Genomic DNA, 13,126 nt, shown 5'->3' on the forward strand with positions numbered 1-13,126 from the left:
CTTCAGGATGACGAGACAGACCATGCAGACGCCGGACAACGACAATCGCGACACGGACGCTCACACCGAGGCGGCGCCGAAGGTGCTGTCGCCGGCCGCGCAACGGGCGTTGAAGGAAGCAGAGGAACGCCGCGCCCGCGAAAAGCCGCTCGACCTGCCGCCGGAACTGGGCGGTCGTGGTGGTGCCGATCCCGCCCGCTTCGGCGACTGGGAAATCAACGGCCGCGCTATCGATTTCTGAGTCTGGCCACCTCAGGATCGGAAACTTGCTCCGCCGCGTCCTCGCCGCCGGAGCAGATCGACCGGGGGCTCTCTCCGGAGGTTTCTGTGGTGGGAAGAGGGTCTGTTTCCGGAAGGGCGGACGATGGCTCGGCTTCGTTCTCTCGCAGCCAGTCGCGGAGGGCCGCAATGACTGCGAGGCGCAGGCTGGCCTGACGGATCAACGCGCGCGTCAGCACCGCACCATCCCCGGCAAAGCCCGCCTCGCGCATGACATCGACCGGCGTGATGCGGCGACGGATCATGATCGCCTCGATCCGCGCCACCGTCAGCGGCAGCAGGTAGCGGCCATTGGCAATCAACCCGTTGGCCCCATCGATCCCGCAGCCTGGCTGCCGGTCAGGGGACGTCTGCATGCCATCCGTCTCGTCGCCAGCCAGAAAACCCTCCTGCCGCAGCTGCGCGACGAAGGCCTGGCGGTCTGCCGCATCCGCCCGTTGCCAATGCTTGCGAAGCTTGTCGAGAGGGCTGCGCTTGTCTTTTCTGGACATGCCGTTTCCCGTGTGGTGGCGAGGATGGGGAGGGCGAATCAGGCTGGTTGGCCTCTGGCCGTGCGGCAGCGGTAAGTCGCTGGTTTCAGGCTGACAAGCGGCCTGGCGGCAAAAGGGCGAGAAAGGCGGTGGGTCGTGACGGCGGCTCTGGTCAGGGGGATGGGTGGGTCAGAGGCAGCGGATCCAGCATGTCCTTCAACTGCTGGGGATGGCGGATGCCGAACAGGTACCAGTCGATGAGTGCCCGGGCCATGCTGGAGGCTTCCTCGCTGTCCAAGGCAATGGCGCGCTCCCGGCAGACCTCTTCCAGCACCTTGCGCAGCAGGGACAGATCGCTCGCCTCCAGTGCATCATAGGATGAAAACGACATCTCACCCTCCCTGATCCGTTTCCGGGCGGGAGGTTAGGTCGTATATTAGACATCGTCAAAGGAATGCGCCGGGCGCCGGTTTGGCCCGTCCGATCCGGGCCTCGGGTGTGGTTGTTATGCCACATTTGTTCTCCCTGAAATGCGGGGGGTAAAATCTGTCTCCCGATCGCATCAGAACGGCCCCGTTTTAATGTTTGCGGTATCGAACTGTTAACGCTTTGCCTCCTAACGTCTGGATGACGTGCCGGGAAAGGCATGAAAACCTTGCGCGGCAGTCCCGGGTCTGCCGCCGATTCGCCTGACACCGAGATGCCATCGGAACGCTACATGCCCCTCATCGCGATTCTTGACGACCAGGAAACAAATCGCCGCATCTTCGAGAGGCTTGCGTCCTCCATCGAGGAGGGGGTGGAGATCCGCTGCTACGCAGATCCCGCAATGGCGCTGGCAGCCTTCGAGGCCGGAACGGTTCCGGACCTGATCGTCACGGATTTCAAGATGCCGGTCATGGATGGCGCTGCCTTCATCCGTGCGCTGCGTGCCCTGCCCGGCTTCGCGGAAATTCCTGTCATCGTCATCACCGTCTATGAGGAACGCAGCTTTCGCATGCGTGCGCTGGAGGCGGGTGCCACGGATTTCCTGCAAAGTCCGGTCGATCACCAGGAATTCACCACGCGCGCGCGCAATCTCCTGAAACTGCGCAAGCAGCAGCTTCTGCTCGAAAGCCGGGCGCGCAACCTGGCTGTCGAACTTGCCACCAGTGAAGAATCGCGCGCGGCGGTTCTTCGTGATTCCAGCGAGCGGCTGGCGCAGGTCATCGATACGGTGCCGGCCATGGTCAGTGCCTGCGATGCCAACGGTAACATTCTCTTTGTCAATGCGCTCGCCGGTGCTTTCCTTGACCGCGACCCGGCAAGCCTGGTCGGTCGCAGCAGCGACACGCTGGTCGATCCGGAACTGGCCGGGCCAAACCGTATGCTGGACCGCAAGGTGCTGCGTACCGGCCAGCCGCTGCAGAGCTTCGAGCGCGAACTGACGAGTGCCGCCGGTGAGAAGCGCGTCCTTCTCACCACCAAGTCGCCGCTGCGCGACAGCAATGACATCGTCGTCGGCGTCGTCACCAGTGCGCTGGACATCACGGACCGCAAGCGGGGCGAACAGCATCTGCTGCATGTCGCCCGCCATGATGCGCTGACCAATCTGCCCAACCGCAACTACATGCTCGACCGACTGCGCCGCGAGGTGGCAAGGGCACGGCGCGGCGATCGCGCCTTCGCGCTCCACTGCGTTGATATCGACGAGTTCAAGAGCGTCAACGAACTGCTCGGGCACGATGCGGGCGACGAGTTTCTCAAGGAGGTGGCGCGCCGCCTCCGGACGCTTGTCGAGGCGGATGACATGGTGGCGCGCGTCGGGGGGGACCAGTTCGCTGTGCTGCAGACGATTTCGCAGGGCAGCATCAGCGCCATCCAGTTTGCCGAGCAGGTCATGGATGTGGTGGCGCAGCCCTTCATCAGCGAGGGCAAGCGCTTCTGCTGCAGCGTCAGCATCGGCACCACGATGCATCCCGCCGATGGCACCGATGTCAACCGGCTGGTGAAAAATGCAGAGCTGGCGATGTATCAGGCCAAGGAAACCGGCGGCAACCAGGTGCGCTTCTTCGAGACCAATATGGCCGAAAGGATGCGCAACAATGCGGTGCTGGACGGCAAGCTGCGCACGGCCATCCAGGAGCGGCAGTTCGTCGTCTATTTTCAACCGCAGATTTCGTCTGCCACCGGCTGCGTGGTGGGGGCCGAGGCGCTGCTGCGCTGGAACCATCCGGAGCAGGGGGTTCTGGCGCCCGGCCTGTTCCTGTCGCGTGCCGAGGAAAACGGCCTGATCGTGCCGATCAACGAATGGGTTCTGCTGGAAGCTTGCCGCGAGGCGAAATCCTGGCAGCGCATGGGACTGAATGACTTGCGCATCAGCGTTAATCTCTCGCCCGTCCAGTTCCGCCGGGTCAACGTGGCGCAACTCGTGGAGCGCGCGCTCACGCTGTCGCAGCTTGAGCCGCGCTATCTTGACGTGGAAATCACCGAGAACATCGTGATCGAGAATACCGATACCGTGGTTTCGGCGCTGAAGCAGATTGCCAATCTTGGTGTAAGCATCTCGATCGACGATTTCGGCACCGGCTATTCCTCGCTGAACTACATCCGCCAGTTCCCGATCGACCGGATCAAGATCGACCAGAGCTTCGTGCGCAACATGGTGGAAGATCCGAGCGACCACACGATCGTGCGCACGGTGGCCAATCTCGGCCATAGCCTTGGCCTCAGCGTGGTGGCCGAGGGGGTCGAGACCCGCGCCCAGGCGGAGCTCCTGAAGGCCGATGGCTGCGACGTGATGCAGGGTTATCTGTACGGGCGCCCCATGCCGGCGGAACAGTTCGTCGCCTTCCTGCAGTCCGGGCAGCGGGCAGAGGTCGACGCATGAGCGTGACGCGCCCCGTGCGGCCGGCGCAGCGGTGGCGGCTGCCCGCAAGCCTTCGCGATCTGCGCACGCTGCTGCGCAACCGCCCCGATACCGAACACGAACTGACGACGAACCGCCTGCTGCTGGCCTCCGGCATCATCATCTATCTGGTCGTGGCCAGCGCCTTCGGTTCCGATGCCGCAGTGGCGGCGCTCGATGTCGCGGCCCTGCCGGTCTCCATTTTCGCCCTCTTCGCCGCCTGTCTTTTCGTGCACATTCTTCTGGTGCCTGATGTCTGCCATTATCGCCGGGTGGCCGGCATCGTGGCGGATGTCGGCACCTTCTCCTATGGCCTGCATGTGAGCGGCGAAGCCGGTGCCGGCCTGTTCCTCGTCTATTTCTGGGCGGTTCTCGGCAACGGCTTCCGCTTCGGCGTCGTTTATCTCGCCCTTGCCGCAGTGGCGGCTGTCTCGGGCTTCGTCGCGGTCATTCTCAGCACGACCTACTGGCAGGAGGAGACCAATCTCTCCATTGGTCTGATTGGCGCACTGATCGTCATTCCCGCCTATACGGCCAAGCTTATCCGCAAGCTCTCGCAGGCCAAGCGCGAGGCCGAACAGGCAAGCCAGGCGAAAAGCCTGTTTCTGGCCAGCATGAGCCATGAACTGCGTACGCCGTTGAACGCCATCATCGGCCTCAGCGATCTCCTGCTCGGCATGTCGCTGAAGGGAGAGCACAAGGACATGGTGCGCACCATCAGCCGGTCCGGTCGGTCGCTGCTATCCCTGATCGAGGCGGTGCTCGACCTGTCGCGTATCGAGGCCGGGCAGGTGAAGATCCAGCTGGAGCGGGTTGACCTGCCAAGCCTGCTGAAGGATGTGCGCGCGATTGCGGGCGTTGCCGCCCATGCCAAGGGTCTGCGGCTGGCCCTGCATATGAGTGGCGAGACACCACGGTTCATTCTGGCCGACCGCCGGCATCTGGAAGAGATCCTGCTGAACCTTGCCAGCAATGCGGTGAAGTTCACTGCGCATGGCCATGTGCGCATCGATGTCGGCTTCTGTGAGACCGAGCGGGGCACTGCGCTTCAGGTGGAGGTTTCCGACACCGGCATCGGCATCGATCCCGCCGCGCATGGCCGGATCTTCGAGCGGTTCACCCAGGCAGACGGCACGATCCTCGACAGGTTCGGCGGAACCGGCCTCGGGCTTGCGATTGTCCGCCAGCTGGTGCGCGCCATGGGCGGCGAGATCGGCGTGGTGAGCGCGCCCGGTGAGGGCAGCACCTTCCACTTCAGCCTGCCGGTGGAGGCTGTGGCAGTCGACGAGGTCGATGTGGCGCTGCCTTCCTTTGTCCATTTCGGCGCAGGTTCCCTTCCGGCGCCAGCCTTTGCCGCAGCAGAGCAGGTGGACAGTCTCGAGGACGGGCTTGCCTGTCTCGCGCGCCTGCGCCGTTGCGGGGTTGGCCAGCCGCTTGTCCTGATCGATGCGCAGATGCGCGACCCCTCGCCGGCCCGTCTGGCTGCCCGTCTCCTGGATGCGGTACCGCCCGAGGATGCGCCGCTTCTGGTGCTGGTCGCGCCGCACAGCGAGACGGTGCGTCTGACGCCCGCCATGCGTGATCTGTTCTTTACCGCGATCGATCCAGAGGCCCCCGCCAATCTGTCGGTGCTGGCCGCGATGGCCGACGGGCCGGGCGACCGCGCCTCCGAGGCCATGGCGCCCCGCGGCACGATGCGCCGGCTGAAGCTTCTGATCGCTGACGACAACAAGACCAACCAGATGGTGCTGGGCAAGATCCTGGAAACCGGCGGCCATGCCTATGAGGTGGTGGAAAACGGCGAGGCGGCCGTGGAGCGCATGCTGCAAGGCGATCTCGATCTGGTGCTGATGGATGTCAACATGCCCGTCATGAACGGTATCGAGGCCACCAAGTTCTACCGCTTTGCCGCGCTCGGCATGAAGGAGATCCCGATCATTGCCGTCACCGCCGATGCCACTGGCGAAGCCCGCGAGCGCTGCCTGGAGGCCGGCATGGCCGAATGCCTGACAAAGCCGCTCGAACCGCGCCGGCTGCTGGAGGCGATCGAAGCCGTGCTTGGCGAAACCGAGGCCGAGGAGGCGTCGCCTGCCGTCCCCGCAGAGCTTTCGGCGCCGGCCATCGCGGACCGGCCGGTGATCGACATGGCCACCTGCGAGGCGCTGGAGCAACTGGGCGGTGCCGATTTCGTCGATCAGCTTCTGGAGCAGTTCGTCAATGATTCCGTCGAAGCGCTGAAGGCACTGTCGCATGCGGTGGCCGAGGAGAACGTACAGGGCTTCCGAAATTCGGCCCATGCGCTGCGCAGCGCCGCAGCCAATGTGGGGGCTGCCCGCATCTACCAGTTGTGCCTGGAGTGGCGGGAAATCAACGATCCAGAACTTGCCCAGCAGGGCGAACTTCACCTGCAGACGCTGACGAGCGAATTCGAGCGCCTGCAGCAGGAGGTCCGAACCCGGCTCGCCTCCTGAGGATGCGGCGTGCGCCGTTGAGGCCTGCTGGCCGGTTTCTGGCGTTGGTGCGCCGCTTGGCCGATGCGAAAGCATCGCCCTTTGCGCCGCGCCTAGCCAGAAGCCATCCTATGGGTTCCGATCATCGACACCTGGTATAAGTCTCAGAGGCTCGCTTCGATGCGCTTGGCCTGGGCGCCGCGCAGGCGGTCGATCTTGCGCAGGTCCGCATCTTCAAGCGCCATGGCGGCATCCACCCACAGATCCACCACGTCGATCAGTTCCTGGTGGGTGATCGGGTTCACGCGGCGGCGCACATCGCGCATCGTGCGCTGGATGGCATGCTTGCGGCTGTTGCGGACGATATAGTCACGCACGCCCTCTTCGCCGCGCCCGTTGTCCACCACCACATCCACCAGACCCATTTCGTGCAGTTCGTCGGCGGTGTAGATGCGCCCGCTCATGATCATCTTCGTGGCGCGCGTCGGATCGAGCCGCCGTGACAGGAAGGAATAGGCGCCCATGCCGGGAAACAGGTTGAAGAGGATTTCCGGCAATCCGAATTTCGCCTTGCGCTCGGCAATGATGATGTCTGACGCAAGGGCTGCCTCGAAGCCGCCACCCAGCGCGTCGCCCTGTACCAGCGAGATGAGGAAGATCGGCAGGTCAAGGCTCTGGGAGGAGGAATAGACCAGATCGACGCAGTCGAGCGCATAGCGGCGCAGGCCGTCGCGGTCGCGGGCTCGTATATGATCGGCGAAATAACCGAGATCACCGCCGAGATTGAAGATGTTCGGCTGCTTGGAGCCGTTGACCAGATAGAGCAGAGGCGGTTCGTCAGTCGGTCGCTCGAAGAGCTTCTGGATACGGCTTCTAAGGGCGGAGAGGTCGCGCAGCAGATCGGGCGTGTAGCTCGGCGCTTCCGTCGGCTTCATGAAGTACCACAGCGTCTTCAGTGCCGGGTCGAGACGCACTTCCAGCTGTTCATAGCTGGCCGTGGCAAAGCTGAGTTCGATCGGCAGCGTGTCCGCGAAGGCTGCCAAGCGTCCCTCCGGAGGCTTGCGTGCTGCGGATTGCTGTCGCGGTTCCAGGGCGATGTTAGCGCTGTCTACGGCTGTTGAAGCCTGCTCAGCCTGCCGCTGTCGTTCAGACACATCCGTCATCAAGTCACCCCGTCATTCGATAGCCGACAGTCTATCAGACCATGCTGCGACGCAAGAGGGCGCCTTAACCGATTTTAAACTTTGATTAAAAAATCTGGTTAATCGAATAGATCGAGCTTGTCATACCGGAAAAATCAGGAGTGGAGCGGCCTTTCACGCCGCTCCATCAAGGCAAATTCAGTTATACGATGCCGCCCGAACCACCCTTCACCGCCGGGCGTTCGGAAGCAACGCGCGCGCGGTAACCGCTCGAACGATAGGTGGCGATGGGATCGATCGCGCCGCCCGCCCGGCGACGAGCCTCGGCGAGGATCGGTTCGACATCGGTGCGGTAAGCGCGCTTCAGCGTCTCGGTCGCCATCAGCGCATCATTGCTCTCCTGGAATCCCTCCAGCGCAACCCGGTCGACCAGCAGCGCCTGGGCATAGGCGCGGCGGATCTCGTTGGCGGACGCAATGAGGCTCTCGATCGGATCGGTCACGTTATGGCTCTGGTCGATCATGTGGGCGGGGTGGAAGCCCTTGACCCCGCGATGCTCGGCATCCACCAGTTCGTTGAAGACGAGGAACAGGCGGTAGGGTTCGACGGAGCCGGCGTCGAGATCGTCGTCGCCGTATTTCGAATCGTTGAAATGGAAGCCGCCCAGCTTGGCGAACTGGATGAGGCGGGCGACGATCATTTCGATATTCGTATTCGGCGCGTGGTGACCGAGATCCACGAGGCAGAAGGCCTTGTCACCCAGCGTCTGCGCGATCAGGTAGTTGGTGCCCCAGTCCTGCACCACCGTCGAGTAGAAGGCGGGCTCGTACATCTTGTGTTCGGAAAACAGGCGCCAGTCATCCGGCAGCGCCTTGTAGATGGCGCGCATCGAATCGAGATAGCGCTCGAACTGGCGGGTGAAGTTCGACTGGCCGGGGAAGTTGGAGCCGTCACCGATCCACACCGTCAGCGCCTTCGAGCCGATGGCGTTGCCGATCTCGATGCATTCCAGATTGTGCTCCACCGCCTGGGCGCGGGTTGCCGCATCCACGTGGCTGAGCGAGCCGTATTTATAGGAATGCGCCTGATCGGCCGCATCGGAGAAGGTGTTCGAGTTCATCGCGTCGAAACCGAGGCCGAGCGAATCGCCCTTCGCCTTCAGCTCCTTCGGGTCTGCCTTGTCCCACGGGATGTGCAGGGAAACGGTCGGTGTTGCCCGTGTCAGCTGCTGGATGACGCTGCAATCCTCCAGCTTGTCGAAGATATGGCGCGGCTCTCCGAGACCCGGAAAGCGGGCAAAACGGGTGCCGCCGGTGCCGACACCCCAGGAGGGGACGGCGACGAAGAATTCGGCGACCTTCTCAGTGAGTGCGTCGATGTCGATATTGCTGCGGGCCAGTTTCTCGCCGAGTGCCGCATAATCGGTGGTGAGCGCGGCGGCGCGCTTTTCGTTTTCAGCGGCGATCACATCGCCTGCAATCTTCAGATCTGTCATTGGTTCCTCCCGTACAGACCGTTCACGTTTATGACGTTCCACTTTTGGGCTTCGTCGTGGGGCATATCCCCCTCTGTCCTGCCCGACATCTTCCCCTTGGGGGGAGATGCCTGGCAAGTCAGAGAGGGGAACCAGGCCACCCAGCGGAGACGTTCTTTTATCGCGTAAAGCTCTGGGCGTTGCCGGCGTCCACGTTGATGATGTTGCCGGTCGACTTGGCCGAAAGATCCGAGGCCAGGAAATAGATGGCTTCGGCGATATCCTCCGGGAACACGTTCAGCTTGAGCATGGAGCGCTTGCGGTAATGTTCCTCCAGGTCGCTCACCTCGATCTTGGAAGAGGCGGCGCGCTGTTCGCGCCATTCGCCGTTCCAGATCTTGGAGCCGCGCAGCACCGCATCCGGGTTAACCGTGTTGACGCGAATGCCGGCTTCCGCGCCTTCCAGCGCCAGGCAGCGGGCCAGATGGATCTCGGCGGCCTTGGCTGTGCAATAGGCCGAGGCATTGGGAGAGGAGGCAAGACCGTTCTTGGAGGCGACGAACACCACGTTGCCGCCGAGGTTCTGGCGGCGGAACAGGCGGAACGCTTCACGTGAAACAAGGAAGTAGCCGGTGGCGAGAATGCTGATGTTCTTGTCCCACATGGCAAGCGTCGTCTCTTCCACCGGAGCGGAGGAGGCAATGCCGGCATTGGAGACGAGAATGTCGACGCCGCCGAACTCCACGCTGGCGTCCGCGAAAGCGGCGGTCACGGCCTCTTCCTTCGTCACGTCAAGCTGAACGGCGCGCACGCTATCTGCGCTGTAGCGCTTGGCAAAATCGGCTTTGGCAGCATCCAGCGCCTCGGCATCGATATCGGCCAGCACCACGCAGGCGCCCTCCGCCATCAGCCGCTCCGCCGTTGCCCGGCCGATGCCGCCGGCACCGCCGGTGACGAGGGCGACACGGCCGGCCAGGCTCTTCGGCTTCGGCATGCGCTGCAGCTTTGCCTCTTCCAGCAGCCAGTATTCGATGTCGAAGGCCTCCTGTTCGGGCAGGCCCTGATACTTGGAGACGGTGGAGGCGCCGCGCATCACGTTGATGGCGTTGACATAGAACTCGCCCGCGATGCGGGCGGTCGCCTTGTCCTTGGCAAAGGACAGCATGCCGACGCCCGGAACAAGGAAGATGACCGGGTTCGGGTCACGCATGGCAGGCGAATTGTCGTGTTTGCAGCTTTCGTAATAGCGGGTGTAATCGGCGCGGTAATCCTCCAGCGCCTTGTCGAGGCCCGCGATCACGACGTCGACATCCGGATGGGCCGGATCGAAATCGAGGATCAGCGGGCGGATCTTGGTGCGCAGGAAATGGTCCGGGCAGGAGGTGCCGAGCGCGCCGAGCGGCTTCAGATGTTTCGAATTGACGAATTCCAGCACGGCATCCTGATCGTCGAAATCGCCCAGCTTGCGCTCCGCCTTGCCGATGCGGCCACGGATTTCCGGCATCAGCTTGGCGGCAATGGCGCGGCGCTCGGCGGCCGACAGGCTTTCGGTGGCAGCGCCGCCGAAGATGACCTTGCCTTCGGTCTGAGCAGCGAACCACTCGATCGCCTTGTTGATGATCTCGAGCGTCAGCAGGTAGCATTCCTTGGCATCATTGGCCCAGGTGAACAGGCCATGGCTTTCCAGCACGACGCCCTTGGCCGTCGGGTTGGCCTTCACGAAGGCTTCGAGGTCGAGACCCAACTGGAAACCGGGGCGGCGCCAGGGCAGCCAGCCGATATCCGAACCGAAGATCTGGCTCGTCAGGTCCTTGGAATTCTTGGAAGCAGCGATCGCGATGATCGCATCCGGATGCATGTGATCGACATGGGTAAAGGGCACGAAACCGTGGAGCGGCGTGTCGATGGAAGCGGCGCGCGGGTTCAGGTTGAAGGTGCAGTGCGGCAGGAAACCCACCATGCGGTCTTCGTCGTGAACGCCCTGATAGATGCCCTTCAGTGCTTCGAGCTTCTCCTGGTAGAGTGTGGCGAAACCGTCGAGCTTGATGGTGCCGACATCGCCGCCGGATCCCTTCACCCAGAGAACCTGTACTTTTTCCCCTGTCAGGGGGTCGGTTTCCATCACCTTTGCGGAGGTGTTGCCGCCGCCGTAATTGGTGATGCGCTTGTCGGCGCCGAGCAGGTTCGAGCGATAAAGCAGCTTGCCGGGCTCATCCAGAGTCGCCGCGTAAGCATCATCCCAACGGTTTTCGAGAAGGCGGGTTTGGCCCGACATGGAAAGTCCTCCCAGGTGTTCATGTCGCTTGCCCGGCGGGCGAAGCATCTCCTTTGGCTGCAGGATATCGCGCAGGCCGGGGGCGCTTGTCAATCATAAACGATCATAAATGCGCATTGTGCGCTGCAATATAATCTTTTTTGATCGTTTATGATTGACAGGGTAAAGGTCTTGCGACTAGATCGAAGCAAGGAGGACACCCATGCACGAACGCGAGCGTCATCGCATCATTCTGAGCGCCATCCAGGAGAAGCCTGTGGTGACGGTGCAGGATATTGCCGAGTTGACCGAGGCTTCAGAAGCCACGATCCGGCGCGACATTGCGGCGTTGCATGTGCAAGGCAGGCTTCGGCGTGTGCGGGGCGGGGCGGAAGCCGTGCATCCGCCGCAGCAGGGCAATCTGGCGGCGCGTCCGTTCCGGGTGTCTGAATCGGTCAATATCGACAAGAAACGCGCAATTGCGCGCGCCGCCGCTGAGCTGTGCGACGAAGGGGATTCCGTCATCATCAATGGCGGCACCACCACCTTCCAGATGGTCCACTTCATGTCGGCCAGGCGTCTGCAGGTGATGACGAATTCCTTCGCTATTGCCGAGCATCTGCTCAAGCATTCCAAGTGCACGGTCTCGGTGCCCGGGGGCGCGATCTATCGCGACCAGAGCCTGATCCTGTCGCCCTTCGAGAATGACGCGATCCGCAATTTCTATGCACGCCGCATGTTCATCGGCGCGCAGGGCATTTCCGCGCATGGCGTGATGGAGCCGGATGCGCTCGTGATCCAGAGTGAACAGCGGCTGATGCGCCAGGCGGACGAACTGATCGTCATGGTGGATTCCAGCAAGTTTGCCCGCCGGTCCAGCATGATTCTCTGCCCGCTCGACAATGTCTCGACCATCATCACCGATGATGGCGTGCCCGACGAGGCGGTCGCCATGCTGGAAGCGGCGGGCGTGACGGTTCTGACGGTCAAGCCCATGGCTTCGACCGGCAAAGAGGATGCTTCCTCGGTCGCTTGAGAGGCAACGACCGGGGAAGGGGAGATCAACCAGCTTATCTTTTGGGAGGATGGACTATGAAACTGACAAGACGGCATTTCGGTGCGGCAACGCTGGCGCTCGCAGCATCGGTCTCGATGGCCGGAATGGCTTCCGCCGCTGACGTGAAGATCGCGCTGGTCGTGAAGTCGCTCGGCAACGGCTTCTTCGAAGCTGCCAACAAGGGCGCGGAAGAGGCTGCCAAGGAACTGGGCGGCGTGAAGATCATCTATACCGGCCCGACCTCGACGACGGCCGAAGGCCAGATCGAAGTGATCAACTCGCTGATCGCGCAAGGCGTGGATGCCATCGCGATCTCCGCCAACGATCCGGATGCGGTCGTGCCGGCACTCAAGAAGGCCGCCCAGCGCGGCATCAAGGTCATCTCCTGGGATTCGGGTGTCGCACCGGCAGGCCGCATCATGCACCTCAACCCCTCGTCCAACGAGCTGATCGGCAAGATGTGCCTGACGCTTGCCAAGGACCATCTGCCGGGCGGCAAGGGCGATTTCGCGATCCTGTCCGCCACCACCACCTCCACGAACCAGAACATCTGGATCGGGGAAATGAAGAAGCAGCTCAAGGACTTTCCGGGCCTCAACCTGGTCACCACCGTCTATGGCGACGACCTGGCCGACAAGAGCTACCGCGAAGCGCAGGGCCTGCTCACCTCGCAGCCGAATGTGAAGGTCATCGTCGCTCCGACCACGGTCGGCGTTCTTGCGGCCTCGCAGGCCGTGAAGGATGCGGGCAAGATCGGCCAGGTCTATGTCACGGGTCTCGGCCTTCCCTCCGAAATGGCCGGCGCCATCAAGTCCGGTGCCACCAAGGAATTCGCGATCTGGAACCCGATCGACCTTGGCTATTCGGCAACCCAGATCGCCTATCACCTCGTCAAGGGTGACGCGACCGGCAAGCCGGGCACCGAGGTGAAGGCCGGCCGCATGGGCACGATCAAGATCGGCGACAACGGCGAAGCCGCCATGGCCGATCCGTTCGTCTACGACGCCAAGAACATCGACCAGTTCTCGAAGATCTTCTGATCCGCATGTTGTGAAAATTCCCCCTCTGGCCTGCCGGCCATCTCCCCCACAAGGGGGGAGATGGCCGGCAGGC

10 protein-coding genes are annotated in these 13,126 nt (G+C 62.7%); 5 read left to right on the top strand and 5 right to left on the bottom strand.

Annotated elements, in window-relative coordinates:
• Positions 1-22: 22 nt before the first annotated feature.
• Positions 23-241 carry a DUF1674 domain-containing protein gene (locus FNA46_RS22980; RefSeq protein WP_143127545.1) on the top strand — a complete coding sequence of 73 codons (219 nt, stop codon included), beginning with the start codon at positions 23-25 and terminating at the stop codon, positions 239-241.
• Here FNA46_RS22980 and FNA46_RS22985 read toward each other — a convergent pair.
• Positions 228-770, bottom strand: a complete 543-nt coding sequence (locus FNA46_RS22985; RefSeq protein ID WP_143127546.1) for a hypothetical protein — start codon at positions 768-770, stop codon at positions 228-230. The genes FNA46_RS22980 and FNA46_RS22985 overlap by 14 nt on opposite strands.
• A 151-nt stretch (positions 771-921) precedes the next feature.
• On the bottom strand, positions 922-1,140 hold the full coding sequence (locus FNA46_RS22990) for a hypothetical protein (RefSeq protein ID WP_143127547.1): 219 nt from the start codon (positions 1,138-1,140) through the stop codon (positions 922-924).
• Positions 1,141-1,467: 327 nt separating this feature from the next.
• On the opposite strand from FNA46_RS22990, the gene FNA46_RS22995 reads away from it, so the two are divergent.
• Positions 1,468-3,618: an EAL domain-containing response regulator gene (locus FNA46_RS22995; RefSeq protein ID WP_143127548.1), complete on the top strand. Its 2,151-nt coding sequence runs from the start codon at positions 1,468-1,470 to the stop codon at positions 3,616-3,618.
• On the top strand, positions 3,615-6,107 hold the full coding sequence (locus tag FNA46_RS23000; protein WP_143127549.1) for an ATP-binding protein: 2,493 nt from the start codon (positions 3,615-3,617) through the stop codon (positions 6,105-6,107). Before FNA46_RS22995 ends, FNA46_RS23000 begins: the two co-directional genes overlap by 4 nt.
• Before the next feature lie 143 nt (positions 6,108-6,250).
• On the opposite strand, the gene FNA46_RS23005 is transcribed toward FNA46_RS23000, so the two are convergent.
• The 3 genes from FNA46_RS23005 to FNA46_RS23015 all read right to left on the bottom strand — a co-directional run bounded on the left by FNA46_RS23005 (position 6,251) and on the right by FNA46_RS23015 (position 10,977).
• A complete protein-coding gene (locus FNA46_RS23005) occupies positions 6,251-7,129 on the bottom strand; it encodes a crotonase/enoyl-CoA hydratase family protein (RefSeq protein ID WP_185969966.1) in 879 nt (292 codons plus the stop codon).
• Positions 7,130-7,430: 301 nt separating this feature from the next.
• On the bottom strand, positions 7,431-8,723 hold the full coding sequence (gene rhaI, locus FNA46_RS23010) for an L-rhamnose catabolism isomerase (protein ID WP_143127551.1): 1,293 nt from the start codon (positions 8,721-8,723) through the stop codon (positions 7,431-7,433).
• Between the two features lie 157 nt (positions 8,724-8,880).
• Positions 8,881-10,977, bottom strand: coding sequence for a bifunctional rhamnulose-1-phosphate aldolase/short-chain dehydrogenase (locus FNA46_RS23015; RefSeq protein WP_143127552.1), 2,097 nt, complete (start codon positions 10,975-10,977; stop codon positions 8,881-8,883).
• Positions 10,978-11,179: 202 nt separating this feature from the next.
• Between FNA46_RS23015 and FNA46_RS23020 the strand changes: the two genes are divergently transcribed.
• The gene (locus FNA46_RS23020; protein WP_143127553.1) at positions 11,180-11,992 is read left to right on the top strand and encodes a DeoR/GlpR family DNA-binding transcription regulator; all 813 of its coding nucleotides are present in this window, start codon (positions 11,180-11,182) and stop codon (positions 11,990-11,992) included.
• 56 nt (positions 11,993-12,048) lie between these two features.
• A complete protein-coding gene (gene rhaS / locus FNA46_RS23025) occupies positions 12,049-13,053 on the top strand; it encodes a rhamnose ABC transporter substrate-binding protein (RefSeq protein WP_143127554.1) in 1,005 nt (334 codons plus the stop codon).
• The last annotated feature ends 73 nt before the right edge of the window (positions 13,054-13,126 follow it).

The sequence above is a fragment of the Affinirhizobium straminoryzae genome (genome assembly GCF_007004135.1).
Taxonomy (GTDB): domain Bacteria; phylum Pseudomonadota; class Alphaproteobacteria; order Rhizobiales; family Rhizobiaceae; genus Neorhizobium; species Neorhizobium straminoryzae.